Here is a 15906-nt window from a genome sequence, read left to right on the forward strand (position 1 = left end):
GAAGCACAGGCCTCCGGCCGCCTTGAACTGACTCAGTCGAGGCAAGTGGTTCCGATTTGCCGCGATTGAGGCATAGTGGGACGACGACGGAGGAGGCAAGTGGCCGTTCAGAGCAGGCCCAGCGAGGCCACCAGCGGCGTCAATGAGAACGTCCTGCTGCGCAAGGCGTTGCAGCGAGCGGGTGAGGAGCTGGGCCTGACGGCCCAGGAAACAGCGCAGGCCATCGGCAAGAGCCGCACGTTCTTCGAACAAGGCCGGGCTCAGGGACGCATCGATCCCCACACCCGGCAGATGATGGCCTTGGTGCTGCGTCTGCATCGCAGCCTTTCTGCCCTGGTGGGCGATGACCCGGCCTTGATGCGGCACTGGCTGGAGACCGCCAACCGTCACACCGGCGGGATCCCCCGGCAGCAGCTGCAACAGCCGGTGCAGCTGGTGGAACTGGTGCAGTATCTCGACGCGATGCGCGGGCGGCCGTGAGCCCGGCGCCAAAGGTTGATCTCACGGCTATCGCCCGGCTGGATGGGGTGGTGATGCGGCTGGTGGAGCAGCAGGGTGCCCAGGCCACGCGGCGCATCGCCGACAGCCTGGAGGAGCAGGCCTGGCTGGAGGACTTTCTGGAGACCAGCAAACCCGATCTGCCGGATGCGGAAGAATGCCCGGTGCGGCATCGGCTGCTTCTCACCCCGTTCCGCTATCCGAAACGCTATGGGTCGCGCTTTTCCAGGCCCTGGGAACGGGGCCTGTTCTATGGCTCACGATCACGCCTGGGTTGCCTCCTGGAGGGGGCCTTCTACGAGCTGGTGTTTCAAGCCGGACCTGAACGGCCCTTTCCGCGCAGCGCGGCGATGCGCAAAACCCTGTTCCACGTGAACGTGCGCACGGAGCGTGGACTGCAGCTGCAACAGCAACACTCCAAAGCCCTGCAGCGCTGCCTGCGTGATCCTGTCGATACGCGTTTTGCCCAGGCCACGGGCCAGCGGATGCGTGAGGCCGGACTTGAAGCCTTTGAGTATCACTCGGCCCGCAGCATTGACGATGTGGTGCAGTTCGGTGCGATCAGCTGCTGCGTGTTTCAGAGCACCCCCTTTGATCAGGAGGATGTGCAGGTGGAAAGCCATACCAGCGACGTGGCCTTGCGATGCCTGGATGACAACAGCGTGTGGCACTTCCAGCGGAGACAGTTTGAGGTGAATGGCGTCTTTCCTGAGCCTTCGGCCTGAATCCCTGGCCGTGGTCAGGCAGGGTGGAGCAGCTTCACCACCCAGTTGTCGGAGTCGTGGCGGGCCAGGAGCTCCAGGCCCGCCGGCAGGGGCAGGTCCAGTTCCCGGTTGACGATGTCGCTCACGAGCTGATGCACGTATTCCAAGGCCACCCGGTTGTCGTGGTCGAGTGGGCGCCAGAAGGTGCGCTTGCGACCGTCGCCGCTGCCGTTGCGGAAGGCCTCCATCGCCGCCATGCCGCCCGGTGAGCGGATCACAGGGGCAAAGCCATCGCGCATCAGCACGAACTGGGCCTGGCGATACTTCATCACCAGCTGGTTGAGGTTGCCCAGACGGGCCGTGATCGCGTTGGCATTGGCCACGTGCATAAAGGCGATGCAGCGCGACGGGCCGGTGCTTTCGATCAGCACGTTGTCCGGCACCCGCTTGTTGCCGAGGCGCAGCGCCCCGATTCTCAGGGAACGGATCTGCTGGTAGCCGGTGCAGATCTGCTTCAGCTTGCCGGCGTCATCGGATTCATCAACGATCTGCGAGCGCTGCCATCGCTCGGTGATCACCTCGAGGGTGGCCGTGCGGTAGCGCAGGAAAAGGGCCTCATAGGCACTGAGTTCGTCGGAGGCGATGGACGGCTCGGTGCCGGCAACCTCCGAAACATCCGCAGGAAGGATCCCCTCGGCGTCGGGAGGGTGACCCGTCTCCATGGCCTGGGGCATGGCCGGGGTGATGGTGGATGCGGAAACGGGCGCCCTGCCTTCCAAGCGATCGAGGCGCTGCAAGATCTGTCCCAGTTGCTGCTCCAGCAGCAGCAGGCGCCGGTTCAGACCCAGGCCATCGGCGGCATGGGAAGCCACTGCAGCCGCTGCCGGCGGCGGGGGCAGCGGCACCCCCCGCACGCGATGTTCGAAAACGGCGCCTGCCCGGTTGATGCAGCTGCGGATGGAGGGCTGGCGGGCGATGGCGGTGATCTCCTCACTGGAGAAGAGTTCCCGGGCGCTGGCTCCGAGCGGCTGAAGACGCAGATCGAGAATCTCCTCGATCTGATCGGGCCTGGGTTGCTCCAGCTGGATCACGTGCTGGGCCACCCGGCCGGTGATGCTGCCGTCAAAGTCGTTCTGGAACTGCTGCCACCGGTCGGGAAACAGGGTGACCAGCACCAGGGCGTGGGGGACATGGGTGAACAACTCCTTGATCACCTCGCCGAAGCGGAGCAGCACGGCTCGGTTGCCCTCCAGCCAAAGACCCTCCAGCTGGTCGAAGACGAGAATCAGGGGCTGATCAAGGCAGCAGAGCAGGCCGATCACACGCAGGGCCTGCAGGGAGAACTCCTCCCGCAGCTGCTCCTCGTTCCAGGGGCTGAGGCCTTCCAGTTCTCGATCCACCGGCTCGTGCTCACCGGTGGCCAGCCAGCGGCGGCAGCTCTCGCGGCGGCGGGGTTCGCTGTAGCGGCAGAAGCGCAGCAGACCCTGGAGGATCTGACGTCCGTAGCCCGCGGCGCCGTGGTGATCGGCCCACCAGCGCAGCAGGACCACTTCGATCCGTTCCCAGCGCTGGCGGCGGGCGTCACTCCCTTCCTGCCCAAGCCGGCCAAGGTCTTCAGCTTCCAGGGCCGCGAGGATCTCGCGGTCGCGCTCGGTGCTGGTGCCAGCCTCGGCGAAGATGCCCCTGATCGATCGGATCAGCAGCAGGTCCAATTGGCTGTGGGGGCCATCGCCCACCAGCTCCACCAGCGATTCAAGGGTGCGGGAATAGATGTGAAAGAGAACGCTGGTGGCCTGGGTGGGCTGGCGAATGAACAGCAGGCGGTTGCTCTGCAATACCTCCTGGGCCAGGCGCATCACCAGGTGGGTTTTGCCGGCGCCAGGTTCACCGATCAACACCGCACCCTGCGACTGGCGGTTGGCGTCAGCGGCCACGCTCTGGAGCACGGCGGCGAGCCGCTGAAACGGGGCTTGATTAACGAGCCGGTCGTCGGAGAAGGACTGGAAAGGGGTATCGACCCGCGAGCTGCTGAAGGGGTTGGCTTGTGCCGCCAGACGGCGGGACAGCTGATCGCGCTGCAGGTGGCGATAGAGGAGGTAGGTGAAGCGGGCGTCGTAGGCGGCCTGGTGGGCGGCGTCCGGGCTGAAGGGCTCGCTGCTCACGCCGAGTTGATCGCAGAGGGCGCCGAGGGCGTAGCTGTCGAGGCCTGGGTGCAGTTCCTGGGCCATGGAGACGGTGCAGTGCCAGTCGAGCACCGGTGGTGTGAGCCCGCAGACCTCGAAACTGGCGCTAAGCACGGCGCTGTCGTGGCTGGCGTTGTGGGCCACCAACCGGCGGCCTCGCAAAGACGACCGAAGCTCCCTGAGCAGATCCGGCAACGGCCGGGTCAGATCGCTGCTGTGGTAGCTATCGCCGTGGCCGGAGGTCTGCGCCTCCAGCAGCAGTTCGCCATGGCCGTCAACCACGGCCACCTCCCGCAGGATGGGAGCGCCTTCGGTGTCGATAACGAGGATGTCAGAACTCTTGTTTGGCATGCAGACGAGTGGTGAAGACTCCCCGGCAACAGCAACCTGGGAAATGGGCGGCTTGCGGAAAGCTGCTGCGCCGAGGATCCTCAGATATCAGCAGCCCCCCTTGCTCCAACTCGTTTCCTACAACAAAGGGGAGCATCAGGCCGCCACCTCGGCGGCGTTCATGGCGTGGCCACCAGATCCGGCCGCTCGTCTGTGCGGCCGACGGCCACACAGCTCCACCTTGATCCGGTTCAGGTGCCCCAGCAGGGCGAAGGTCTGAGGATCAGCCCACGGCCTCAACATGGACTCCGTAGGGCACCAGGGTGCGATCGGAGCTGAGCAAGCGAAGGCCTTCCACCTGGGCCTGCACCACCAGCAGGCGGTCGAACGGGTCGCGGTGGATCCAGGGGAGGTGCTGCACGGCCAGCGCGTGTTCGGCGCGCACAGGCAGCTCGCGGAATCCCTGACCAAGCAAACCCAGGCGCAAGGCGGAAGCCTCCACCTGGAAATCGGCTCGCCCGAGCGACGACTTGATGGCCACCTCCCACAGGCTCACCACGCTGAGCACCACCGGCTGGGCCGGATCTGCCAAAAGGCTGGCCACAGCAGCAGGCAGCCGCTTCGGTTCGATGGCCCACCAGAGCAGCAGCTGGGTGTCGAAGAGCAGGGGCTGGGGTTCGGTCGGGGTCAAGTCTGCCGGATCAGCCAAACAGTGCGTCGATCTCGCTGGCGAAGTCGGCCTTGAGATCGGCACTGGCCACGGCAGCACCCTGGAGGAACCCGCCGCGGCGAACCTCTGAGGGGTCTTGCACTGGCACCAGCCGCACCAGCGGCCGGCCGGCCTTGGCGATCACCACCTCCTCCCCCTCAAGGGCCTGGGCCACGTAGCGAGAGAGGTGGGTCTTGGCGTCGTGGAGGTTCACTTGCATGGCCAGGACCCGCAATGGGATCAGCTTAGTCCATGTGCGGCTAAGTCAAGTCAATCAGGAAAGCAGCCAAGTGAGCTGGAAAGGAAGAAGATGATCGCGGAACTTACCCCGCCGCCGTGGCCAACGCGAACCCAACTGCAGATGGTGGCGGCTACGACCCGGAAGCGATCAAGGCTGGGATCCTGGCGGAAGTTTCCGACCTGAAAGAGACGGCCAAGTCGTTCGGTTTCCAGGCCATCCAGGACGGCACCTGGTTCGCCAAGTTCATGAAAAGCTGCTTGAGCAGCTACTCGCTCTAGCCAAGCGCTTCCGTAGAGAGGATGGCAAGCTCGATCAGGCATTGTTCGCCGTTGACGATGTGGCCACTCGGGCCGGGGCCAAGGTGGGGGAGGCCGTTGGTTGGGCCGGCAAACTGTTCAACAAGGAGAAGCCAGCGGAAGCAGCGGATCCCCAGGCAGTGGAGCTCGAAGCTTCGGTGGAGGACAAGACCAATGCGATGATCCTGGACGGGATGGAGCGGTTGACCCAGCGGTTTGCGGCTGGGGAGCTGAGCCAGGAGGAGTACTAAGGGCAGTTCGCGGTGCTGGTAGAGCAGCTGAAGCACTGAAGTACGAATCGATCACAAAGCTCTCGCTCAAGAGCCATCCGGAGCTCACCGAGCGTTGGGTGCTGGACCGCATTGCTGAGCCCTGGTGGAACGGCAGAGCTATCGACACATAGGGCCCCTTGAGCTGTCCTTAGCTATCGGCGAGAAAGCGATCCATCTGGCCAGCAAAGCACGACGTGGTGTGGCGAAACGCGGTACTGATGGCATCATTTAGATGGCGAGCTCAGCAACAACGCCAGTTGTGGCTTTGGAGATAGCGCTGGCAATCAGCTCTTGCCGCTGAGCCAGAAAAGAGTCGAAGTCGTCCGTCCACAAACCTGATTCAGGCTCGCAGGGGATCAGGTGACTACTGAGCACGGCCTGCATGGGGAAGCCGGGTTCGTCACGCAGTTCGGCCATGTAGGCGGAGGGGGCGCTGCAGCTGATGCGCTGGTTGGTGGCGCTGTCGATCAGGCAGCGGTTGAGCACGCAGTCGCGCTGGCGGCTGTCGTAGCCGCGGTCTTCCAGGAACTTGGCGGGGAAGATGTGGTGGTCATCGATGCCGCTGGTGGTGAGCAGCTGATCGTTGAGCACGGCGCGGCTGTGGAAGTCGAGCGGTCGATCACCGCTGGCAAGGGCCAGGCAGATCGTGGCCCGGTAGAGGGAGCGCTGGCGGGGGGTGACATCGCGCAGCAGCTCGGGGTTGAAGCGGAACTGGCGCACGTTCTCGGGTGCGGGTGCCGCTGGATCGCTGAGCCAGGGGATGAGTTCGCCGACATCCCGACCGCTTTGGGTGTTGGGCGACTTTTCGTAGGCCTGACTGAAGGCCGAGCACCAGAACCAGCGTTTGATCTGTTCGCGCTGGGCTCCCATGGCCACACCCTTGCTGGCACCGGCGCGGGCGAGAGCAGCAGCCATCGGCGAGAGCATGGTGTTGAAGGGAAGCCACTTGGGCTGCAGCACCCAGCAGTCGTCGTGGAGGATCGTGAGCGAGAGGGCCAGGCCATCAATCACGGGCTGCCACCAGGTGGTGACCTGCTCGGCGGTGAGGTTGAGCACATCGCCGCGTTTGCAGCTGGGGGTTTTGCCGCTGGCCAGGGCGATGGCCATCAGCACGTAGTAGGGATCGACATCAAACAGCGCGATCAGCGGATGATCGCTGCGGGCCTGCTCCCAGAGTTCGCGGAGTTTGAGGTCGTGACTCCAGAAGCGGGCGGTGAGCAGCTCAAACACGCTGAGCTTCACGCCGCGGTGCGGTTCAGCGTTTCAAAGATGGTGCAGAGCGCAGCGGGTTCGGTGTCTGCCGAGAGGGTGACAACAGGGAAGACGTATTGATCAATGCGGTTGATCCACTGCTATTCTAATTCATGGAGTTGATCTTCCAGTTGATCGCGCTCTGCCCCCTGGCGCGTGCGGGCCACCTGGGAGGCCCACTTGGAGAAGCCTGTGCTGCCCTTGTGGAGCACCGAGAGCGGAAGTAGCAATTGCTCTGCCTGCCGCTCGAAGGCCGCTCGCCGTGTCACGGCACTTTTGCTGTGGCGCAGGTAGTCGATGGCGTCCTCGAAGTCGGCACCATCAATCAGCATGCGGATATCGAGGTAGTAGCGGTGGTCGCCGACCCCGTAAAAGGCTTGGTAGAGGGAGGTGAGTCGCTGCTGACCATCGAGCACCAGAAAGGTGTGTTCGTTGATGGGAGCAGGAGCACCCTCAAATTCACGACTGGAAAAGGCCCGCTGGCGGTCGCGTACGCGCAGAATGCTGCCGGCGGGGTAGTTGTTGGCGATCGAAACGATCAAGGCCTGGGTGGCACTGGGCTCCCAGACGAAATCGCGCTGGAAGTCGGGCAACACCATGTCGCCGGTGTGGATGCGATCCAGCAGATCGAGCAGGGGCTTGGAGTTGGTGTCTTCGTAGATGGTCATGCTGGCTCGCCCTCCTTTTCAAAGAAGGCCCAGGCGGTTTTGTAGTCCTCCACCCGATCACAGCGATCAAAGGGGGCTTCGTACGTGATCGTGCGCTCGATCGGCCCGCCAGGCAGCGTGTCATCAACGATCGTGCGGCTGACCGTGCCAGATGTCATGTCCTGGATGTCCTCCCATCCGGTGGTCTTGTTGGCGCCACGTCCTGTCCCCTTGCGCGGGAAGCCAACGCCGGTGAGCCCCTTGCTGGCGGTAAACACGATGCGCCCGGTGCGGTCGTACCAGGTGTCGCGTTCGTATTGCTGCATCACCGGGAACTGGACGCGGTAGATAGTGATCAGTTCATCGAGCGTGAGGCCGAGGGCCTGGGCCACCAGCACATCGATCTCCACCAGGGCCTGGCGGCGGGAATAGTCGGTACGTAGGGCGCAATCGCGCTGCCAGGCGGGGGTTAGTTTGCTGAAGAAGCTGTTGGGGAGGCGGGGATCGTCTTTGGCCCAGCGTTGCTGTTGGAAGGAGTCGCCCCAGCACTCGCTCCAGAGATCGGCGTAGTGAGTGGTGAGGCAATTCAGCGCAATTATTCGCGCAACCGCAGATGGGGGCAAATGAGTAAAAGGAAGCTGATCGGCTGTGTCATCCCGAAAATTCGCTTTGCCAGTCGTCTTAACAAAAAAGTCGAGCACAATCGACGAGAAAAGAGAAGCAACCGATGCTGCCGTTTTAGAGTTCCTGAATGCGTGAGAATAGCAACCGTTAATATGGGATAGATCTGGTGGATAGATCGCCGAGATCAGAGTTCTTTCTCCAGATTGACTCAGCATCTTGCGGCTTACGACTCGGTAGAAGTCTGTCGCAGGAGGCTTTGCACTCCACGACACCTTCGGGATTCGCGCGGAATATTGTGCTTTGTCAATTGCAGGCCTGTAGTTTGTCCTAGGGGAATAGTCGTCAGGGGCATGGAGAGCGTCAATGCGGTCGTAATGTCCCTTTTCTGTGCAGACTCTGCGTGGGGTCTTGTATAACGGGTTCGCCACATAAAAGTGCGGTCCTGACAGGATTAATTCGTCGATGCTGGGAGGAAAGCTGGTGTCGCGTCGAATTATCCCGTCGACCTTCACCGAATTCGTCTCGTCCCACATCTGCGTAGCAAATACCTCATTCCTGATGTCTAGAATTCTATTCGGGGCCGACGAGAGCTTTTCGAGCACACTATAGAGTTGTTGAGAATGAAGAGCCGGCAACCGAGCTTGCAAGGAGGGCGTTCCGGGTTCGTCATAAAGCTGGGCGAAAAGAGCGAGGCTTTGCTCGCCGACAGGGATCAGGCGCTGGCGATGTCCACTCATATCCCATTTATTGTCTTCGGTTTTAATGCCGCCGATCGCTCCATTGCCGTCGTGGACAAAGCAGGCATCGACGCTTTTCACGTGAAAGAGATTAGCTAAATGAATAAAGCTAGCCTGTCGGCATGGTCCGTAAATGTTGAGACTGTATTTCACCCGGTGACCAATCGGGAAAAGCATCAGCTGATTCTGAAACTGGAAGTGATTGCGAAGACGCCCGTAGAGCACTTCGCGCAATGCTCCGCCCTTCGGGTCGTCATACACGCCCTCAGGATGCAGAAATCCCTGCACCCCCTGACCTGAAGCCACCCGCCACGCTTGAGGCAAGAAGCACTTAAACAGATTCGTCTGACTCCCCTTCAGCAGTGGATAGATCGCCACCGCGTTCAGAAATGCCTGGCTGCCGTTCTGCCCCTCAAACTCCTCCAAATAGGCCGCCCGCAGCTCTGGATGCTGGTCAAACGCATCCACCCGGCGCTTCGCCAGCTCACTCGCGCTCACCTTGCGGATCAGCACCATCGGGTCGGCGTCGCCGATCACGCCCTTTTCCTCCCACTCCACCTTCAGCCATGGCGGATTGCCCACGATCAGATCGAACCCGCCACCTTTCAGCAGATCGGCGAACTCCAGATCCCAGTGCAGCGGCCGGATGCGGTGAGCTACCGCTTCTACCTGGCGCAGCCGCGCAAACTCAGCCTTGAGCCTCTCGACATCCACGAAGCCGTGGCGATCGGAAAAGTCCACCGCCAGTTGCTTGGGTTGGGTGTCGGCAAACAGGCTCCCCTGGCCGAGTTCGGGAGCCACCCCCTGCTCAAGATCGCCCAGGATCATGCTCAGCTCGAGCAGCCAGGTATCACGGCTGGGTAATGAGCCGGCCTGGCGGATCGGCCAGAACCACAGGGCACACCAGTAATCCATCGCCCACTTCAGGCGCAATCGGGCATTGGTGTTGGCCACATCCCTGCCCAGCACTTCCTGCTCCTGGATGCGGTCTTTGAGCTTCAGCGGCGTCCAATCGCCTTCCGTGATTCCCGTGGGGTCTTCCCACACCGGAAGTGGATCAGTGGTGCGCTGGCGCAGTTGCGTTTGCTGCTCGGCCCAGTCTTTCCAGAGCGCGTCCACCAGTTGGCTCAGCCGGAGCAGGTGGGCGATCTGGGCTTCCGTGAAGGGTTCCCCCACAAACGCCTTGTTCCAGCGCGTGCAGCGCTGGATCGCCTCAGGCTCCAGCTCCTTGATCACCTTGTCGCTGTAGGCCGCCATGCCCGGATCCGGCAGCAGGAAGTGGAAGATGGCGTCTTTCGGCAGCTCCGTATCCCAGGCCAGCTCTTCTGGGGCGTGTTCGTGCCAGAGCTTGCGGGGTTTGGCGCTCCGGGCTGTGCTGGTGGGCAGCTGACTCAGCCTGTAGATCTGGCGCCGGGCGCCGATCAGGGAGTTGCCGCACACCAGCTGCTGGCTGAACCAGGGCACAAACGCCCGGCCCTTCTCTGGCGTGAAGATGCTGTTGAGCCAGAGGCTCACCTCGGCCAGCTCCACCGCCACCGGGTTGAGGTCAACGCCGAACACGTTCTGATCGGCCAGGCGCATCTTCACCTTCTGCAGCTCGGTGGCGAACTGCTCGTGGGGGATGCTCTTGCCGGTTTCCTGTTGGCGTCGCTCCAGGTAGGCCTGGGCCAGCTGGTTCACCACCTCGTTCAGGAACGCTGCCGAGCCCATGGCGGGCTCGCACACCTTCAGCTGCAGGATGTCGGCCGCCGTTTTGCCCGGCAGCAGCTCCTTGAGGGCGTACTTCACCAGGCACTGGGTGAGCGATTCGGGCGTGTAGTAGCTGGCGCTCTTCTCCCGGTCGCGCCCGGCCAGGCGGTAGATGAAGCTGCCCTTGGGGTAGCACCTCGGTTTGCCGGTGCTCGGATCGGGCACGATCTCTTCGGCCTTGTAGGCCTTGAGCTGCTCGGCTGTCACGAAGTGGCCAACCTCCAGCTCGTCGTGCGCCTGGCCGCTGGCCTTGGTGGTGTCGTCGTCCCCCTCGTCGTCATCACCGAACTCGCCTTCGTCCTCGCTGGCGGCGGCTTTGCCCTTTTTCGGGGCGGGCTGAACCTCGTAGAGGTCTTCTTCCGCGAAGAACCCCCGGAAGCTGAGCAGGGCCTCATACACCGCACCTAGCTGGTTGATGCCCAGCTGCGAGTAGCTCACCCGGCCGCGCCGCTTGCCCTTGCCCTCCCTGGTAAGCGACATCAGCTCGATCACCTCCCGCAGCACCACGTTGCGGAAGCGCACCCGGCTCAAGGTGGGCACGCGCACTGGGTCGAACAGATGGGCCTTCAGCGGCGTCAGCCGGAAGCTGTCGTGGAAGGGATCGTCGGCATCCGCCAGCGGCAGTTGGGCCGTTTCGTCGTCGCGTTTGGGGTAGCCCTCCCAGATCATCTGGAACAGCCGATTCAGCGAATCGCTGATGTAGGTGCTCTCCTTGTCTTCCTCACTGCCCAGCTCGGCAGAGTCCATGTCCCGCAGGCTCTCGAGGCTGTAGCCGAGGCGATACACGTCGCTGCCCATCGGCGCATAGCCCAGATCGGGCCGGCTCTCGATGTAGAAGAGGAACAGCAGCCGGTACATGTACCGCAGGCATTCGAGCGTGAGCTGGTCGGCCTCGGTCTTGCCCTTGAACACGCCCTCATTGCGGCTGCGACGCCAGTGGATCGCCTCGTTGCCGAGCAGCTCGATCGATCTGCGCAGGGCGTACTTCAGATCGCCGCTCACCTCATAGGCGTGCTTGTGGCTGTTCTCATCCAGTTCATCGAGCAGTGGTGTGCCGCCCCCGCTTGGGCAGGTGTGCTCCCGGTGCAGCAGCGTGGCCGCGGCCAGCAGAGCATCGGGGTTGTTGTCTCCCAACAACGTGCCCAGCTCGAAGCGCAACAGCCGTGAGGCCGCCCACTTCTGCCGATCGATCAGCAGCAGCTGGTCGCGGCTCACCGCCAGCACCCAGCGGGGCGGGATTTCCTGGCCGAATACCCGCTCGCTGATCAGCTCCTCCCAGGTTTCGCCCTCTAGAACCTTGCCCAGAGAGGGATCGGCGATCTGGCATGCCCATGTGGCCGCGATCGTGAGCTCCAGTGGATCGGAGGGCTCATCACTGGGGTTGAAGCACTCCACCACCCACAGCCAGGGTTCGCCCTTGGCGTTGCTCACTTCCGCCAGCAACGGCACCTGGTAAGCCTCGCCGCCGACCAACACCGGCTCGGCTTTGGGGGCCCAGGGATAGCCGAGGACCTCCAGCAGCGGCTGGAAGAACAGCTCCCGCTGCAGCCGCAGCCGCTCGGCGGGGTCACGCGTGATCCCCTCTTCCGCTTCCCGCAGCTTCTGCCAGGGCTTACGCAAGGCCTTGAAGCGCTGCTCGGGGGTGCTGATCTCCGCCGTGGGGTCAGCCTCCCGCTCGGCTTTGGCCTCCTCCGCCCAGCGCTCTCGCACCTTCTTGATGTCGCCCGTGAGCACGCTCTCCAGATAGTGAGCCGAATAGAACTCGTTGGCGTTGCAGATGCCGGGTAGCGCCATGGCTCAGGCCTCCCGGTGCAGCACGGCCACCAGCTTCAGGTAAGGCGCCGGCTCGATCGTCATCACTTCCTCCACGAAGCGCTCGTGATCCTTGAAGCGCTCCTCGATGGCCTTCTGATCAGCGGTGCGCTTCTTGTCCTTGATCTGCCGGGGGCGCTGGTCGGCGGCGTAGGCCAGCTCCAGCTGCTCGATCTGCCGGCCCCGCAAGCGCCGCAGGCGCTCCCGTTGACTCTCCAGCTCCGGCTGCATGCGCTCTTTCCAGCGCTCGCGGCACTCCAGCAGGTACTGGTGAGCCGCATCCACGGCCACCTTGCGTTGCTGCTTGAGGGAGTCGGCGATGGGTGCTCCTGGGTTGGCGTAGCTGTGGCGACCCAGCTGCAGACGCTCGGCCACCGCTGCAAATGGCTCCACCGCCGCCACCCGTAGGCCGCTGCCTGTAAAGCGCACCGCCACCCACTCCTGCACCACCGGCACACCGCGCTGGTTGGGGATCGTGCCCTGCAGCACCATCACCACCTCCCCCGGATCGAGCTCTTCGCTTAGTTGCAGCACCGGCGCCTGGTGGCGGGCAAAGGCGATCAGGCCGCGGTCGCCCAGCCAGTCGACCAGTGGGTGCAGATCCCAGAGGTATTCCAGTTCCGGCCGGGCGCTGTCCTGCCGGCGTGCCTGCTCCAGGGCGCGCTGCAGCGCCTCCGGATCGGTGCTGAGCGCCAGGCGCTGGCCGCGGGGAGGCTGCAGCTCGCGGGGGTAGCGGTCGTAGCGGCGCTGCAGATCCTTCGGGGGGCTGAGCTCAAGGCGCTCTTCTGCCGGGTAGGGCTTGAGGTCGAGCTTCTCGCCCCGACGCTCCATCTGCTCGCTCACCGCCTCCAGCGAGCGCTCCACATAGCTCCAGAGGTTTGGAAACAGGCTGAAGGCCTGACTCCGCTGGACCCCAGGGGCCGGCTCATCGGCCATGACATCACCAGCGGAGGTGTCCCCCCCCTCACTGCCGCCAAACAGCTCATCGAACAGGCCATCACCGGCGGAAGCCTCCAGATAGGGAGCCGCATTGGCCTCCATCCGCGCCTCCAGCCCGGAGGCGTCGCCGGCTTCCACCGCCTTCTCGATCTCGGTTTCTTCCGCTGCCGGATCGAACACCCGCAGGAACACCGAGGGATCGCCGATGTTCTGCTGGGCCTGCGCGTCTTTCCTGATCAGCACCCGCAGGATTTTCTCGGTGTCGCCCATGCCCTCGCTGCGGGAGGCCGTGAGCAGGTAGCGGATCTGGGGTTGCTGCGGCTGGCCATAGCGATCGATGCGGCCATTGCGCTGCTGCAGCGTCATCAGCGACCAGGGAATGTCGAAGTGCACGAGCCGATGACTCAGGTAGTGCAGGTTCAGGCCTTCCGAGGCCACTTCGGTAGCCACCAGGATGCGCAACGCCTCCTTCTCCTGGGCGAACTGCTCCACCACCTTCGTCTGCTCCACGTCGGGCATGGCGCCATCCAGCGGCACCACGGCGCCTTTCGGCAGGTTCAGATCCAGGGCCAGGTGTTCCACCAGGAAGCGCTGGCTTTCGCGTCGACCGGTGAAGATCACGAGCCGGTCCTTCGGGTCCTTGCCCGTCCAGTTCCAGTCAGAACGGATCAGCTGTAGCAGGCGCTGGTACTTGGAGAAGTCTTCGGCGCCGATTGCTTCCAACAGGGGTTCCAGGCGCTCCAGGGCGGCGATGTCGGCCGGGGCTGGTGTTGCTCCAGCCCGCAGCCTTTTGAGGCGGTTGCGCACGGTTTCCAGCGCCGCCATCGGGCTGGAGAGCATGCTCTTGGCCAGGGTGGTGCGGAAGAGCTGGCCCGCCTTGGCTTTGGCATCGGTGTCGGGGAGCTTGAGATCAGCCAGCAGGGCAAACACCCGCTCTTCTCTCTCACTGGCCTGGCACTCCACATCCCTGCTCTCCCGCTCCTTGACGGTCTTGCGCAGGTCGGCGATCACATCCTTGCGGAAGCGCCGTACGTAGAGATCCTTGATGTCCTCCTTGGTGTAGTGGCTCGGGTTGGCGATCGCCGTCGCATCGAGCATGTTCATCAAGCTGGCGAAGCTTTCAGCCTTGCCGTCGTGGGGGGTGGCCGAGAGCAGGATCAGCGTGTCGGATCGGGTGGCCAGGCGGTTAGCGAGGCGTGCCCGCTGGCTCTTCTGGGCACCCTTCGCCCGTTCGGCCACGTTCTGGCACTCATCGATCACGATGATGTCCCAGCTTGCATTTTCCAGATAGCAGCGATACTCCCGATCGTTCTTGAGGGTGTCGATCGAAACGATGGTTTTGTCGTAGTAGTGAAAGACGTTCTGGCTGCTGGAAACCTTGGCGCGCACCTTCTGAATGGCCTCGGAATCCAACCGCACCAGCGGGATCGAGAAGCGGGTCCAGAACTCCTTCTGGAACTGCACCAGCATGCTCTTGGTGGTGACCACCAGGATCCGCTTGCCCCGCCCCCGGCGGATCAACTCGCTGCAGAGGATGCCGCACTCCAGGGTCTTGCCCAGGCCCACCGCATCGGCGATCAGCAGCCGCTGGCGCGGCATCGCCAGAGCTTTGGCGGCCGGCTGCAGCTGAAAGTCCATCACGTCCATCGCCGCCAGATGGCCCACCACCAGGGAGCCATCCGTGGGCACCGTGCGGCGCAGATGGGCCTCGAGGAACAGGAGGCTGTCGCGGTACTGGGGCGAGGGATCCGCCACCAGCTCAGTGGCTTCCGGCTGCAGCACCTTGAAGCTGCCGGCCGCCTGCTCCACCTCCACGATGAAGCGGGCCTCCTTCTCCCCCAGGAAGGCCGACACCCCCACCACATCCACCACCTGCTGGCCATCGGAGCTGCGGCCCAAGCTGCGCACCAGCCATTCGGCGCTGCGGCATTCGATCCGGGCCCCTGGGGCGAGAACGGCGGCGCTCATCGCTGTCTCCTTTCGGTATCGACCACGGTGGCTTCCAGCGCCTCGAGATAGGCCTGCAGGTGCTCGACAAGCCAGGCCGCCAGCTTGGGCCAGGTGGAGGGGTCACGGGCATCGGCCTCCAGGGATTGCGAAAGTCCGTAGCCCTCGCCGTCGCTGATCGGTACGGCCAAGCGCTGCTCGAGCTCCTGCTGATGCTCCAACAGCAAGTCCCTGGACTCCTCCAGGGATTGCCCACGCCTGCCGCGCACGAAGATGCCGCAGCAGTCCACCGAGATGTAGGTCACCACCACCAGGCTGCTGTTCTTGAGCGGATGCCAACGGGAGCTGGCCGCATTCGCGGAACCCCACTGGGCCTGTTCGGGGTGGAGCTCCAGCAGCTTGCTCCAGAAGGCCAGGCGGAACTGGCCGAGGCTTGAGAGCTCCCCCGTCTTGGAGGCCACCTGCTGCTGGAGCTGCCGGTCCCAGCCGTTGGGCTTGGCCACCACTTCGAACAGGGGAGCAACCGGTGAATCACCGATCCGCACCGCCTTGACCTGCACCGCGAAGAACGCGAACGGATCGATGGTGTGATCGTTCAGCCAATGGATGGCTGAGAGGTGGGGATCGCGGAAGTCGCTGGCGATCCAGACAATGACCTGGGCCTCCAGGCCCGCCAGGTAGGTGAGGATCTGGCCCAGGTGGTTGTGGTCAGTCTGCTCTAGCTGGTTCTCGATCAGCACCAATGAGCCGTCCAGGGGGTTGCGGGCCAGCAGGTCCGCGGAGAAGGAGCCCACGCTCACCTCCTGGCCCTCCAGCTCCAGCGGGATCCCCAGGGCGGCCGATAGGCGGCTCAAGTTCTCCGCCAGCCAGGGGGTGAAGCTCAGGGCCTCATGGGCCCATGCCTGCCTGAGATCCACGGCCTCCAGCAGACCCAGGCTTGGGATCTGCGTCATTGCGATCCAGCTGG

At 63.7% G+C, this 15906-nt stretch carries 12 protein-coding genes; 4 read left to right on the forward strand and 8 right to left on the reverse strand.

Annotated elements, in window-relative coordinates:
- Positions 1-99 precede the first annotated feature (99 nt).
- Both ACLNEE_RS11910 and ACLNEE_RS11915 read left to right on the forward strand, forming a co-directional pair.
- Complete coding sequence (locus ACLNEE_RS11910; protein WP_412007165.1) at positions 100-480, forward strand: antitoxin Xre/MbcA/ParS toxin-binding domain-containing protein; 381 nt, start codon at positions 100-102, stop codon at positions 478-480.
- Positions 477-1223, forward strand: a complete 747-nt coding sequence (locus ACLNEE_RS11915; RefSeq protein ID WP_411423964.1) for an RES family NAD+ phosphorylase — start codon at positions 477-479, stop codon at positions 1221-1223. Before ACLNEE_RS11910 ends, ACLNEE_RS11915 begins: the two co-directional genes overlap by 4 nt.
- Before the next feature lie 14 nt (positions 1224-1237).
- Here the strand turns inward: ACLNEE_RS11915 and ACLNEE_RS11920 are convergent, their stop codons facing one another.
- The 3 genes from ACLNEE_RS11920 to ACLNEE_RS11930 form a co-directional block, all read right to left on the reverse strand.
- Positions 1238-3736 (reverse strand): 3'-5' exonuclease, encoded by a 2499-nt coding sequence (locus ACLNEE_RS11920; protein ID WP_412007166.1) that lies wholly within the window; start codon positions 3734-3736, stop codon positions 1238-1240.
- A gap of 262 nt (positions 3737-3998) precedes the next feature.
- Complete coding sequence (locus tag ACLNEE_RS11925) at positions 3999-4406, reverse strand: type II toxin-antitoxin system VapC family toxin (RefSeq protein WP_411422840.1); 408 nt, start codon at positions 4404-4406, stop codon at positions 3999-4001.
- Positions 4407-4416: 10 nt separating this feature from the next.
- Positions 4417-4644, reverse strand: coding sequence for a type II toxin-antitoxin system Phd/YefM family antitoxin (locus ACLNEE_RS11930; protein ID WP_255104595.1), 228 nt, complete (start codon positions 4642-4644; stop codon positions 4417-4419).
- A gap of 116 nt (positions 4645-4760) precedes the next feature.
- Between ACLNEE_RS11930 and ACLNEE_RS11935 the strand changes: the two genes are divergently transcribed.
- Positions 4761-4943, forward strand: coding sequence for a hypothetical protein (locus ACLNEE_RS11935; RefSeq protein WP_411422841.1), 183 nt, complete (start codon positions 4761-4763; stop codon positions 4941-4943).
- 83 nt (positions 4944-5026) lie between these two features.
- Positions 5027-5212 (forward strand): hypothetical protein, encoded by a 186-nt coding sequence (locus ACLNEE_RS11940; RefSeq protein WP_412007167.1) that lies wholly within the window; start codon positions 5027-5029, stop codon positions 5210-5212.
- A gap of 249 nt (positions 5213-5461) precedes the next feature.
- Here the strand turns inward: ACLNEE_RS11940 and ACLNEE_RS11945 are convergent, their stop codons facing one another.
- From ACLNEE_RS11945 to ACLNEE_RS11965, 5 genes are all read right to left on the reverse strand, one after another.
- Positions 5462-6475: a hypothetical protein gene (locus ACLNEE_RS11945; RefSeq protein WP_411422843.1), complete on the reverse strand. Its 1014-nt coding sequence runs from the start codon at positions 6473-6475 to the stop codon at positions 5462-5464.
- A gap of 110 nt (positions 6476-6585) precedes the next feature.
- Complete coding sequence (locus ACLNEE_RS11950) at positions 6586-7152, reverse strand: DUF262 domain-containing protein (RefSeq protein WP_411422844.1); 567 nt, start codon at positions 7150-7152, stop codon at positions 6586-6588.
- Positions 7149-12035 (reverse strand): Eco57I restriction-modification methylase domain-containing protein, encoded by a 4887-nt coding sequence (locus ACLNEE_RS11955; protein WP_411422845.1) that lies wholly within the window; start codon positions 12033-12035, stop codon positions 7149-7151. The genes ACLNEE_RS11950 and ACLNEE_RS11955 overlap by 4 nt, the downstream gene beginning before the upstream one ends.
- A 3-nt stretch (positions 12036-12038) precedes the next feature.
- Positions 12039-14960, reverse strand: a complete 2922-nt coding sequence (locus ACLNEE_RS11960) for a DEAD/DEAH box helicase (RefSeq protein ID WP_411422846.1) — start codon at positions 14958-14960, stop codon at positions 12039-12041.
- Positions 14957-15892 (reverse strand): PDDEXK family nuclease, encoded by a 936-nt coding sequence (locus tag ACLNEE_RS11965; RefSeq protein ID WP_411422847.1) that lies wholly within the window; start codon positions 15890-15892, stop codon positions 14957-14959. The genes ACLNEE_RS11960 and ACLNEE_RS11965 overlap by 4 nt, the downstream gene beginning before the upstream one ends.
- Between the last annotated feature and the right edge of the window lie 14 nt (positions 15893-15906).

It is taken from the genome of Aphanothece stagnina RSMan2012 (genome assembly GCF_046764815.1).
Lineage (GTDB): Bacteria > Cyanobacteriota > Cyanobacteriia > PCC-6307 > Cyanobiaceae > NIES-981.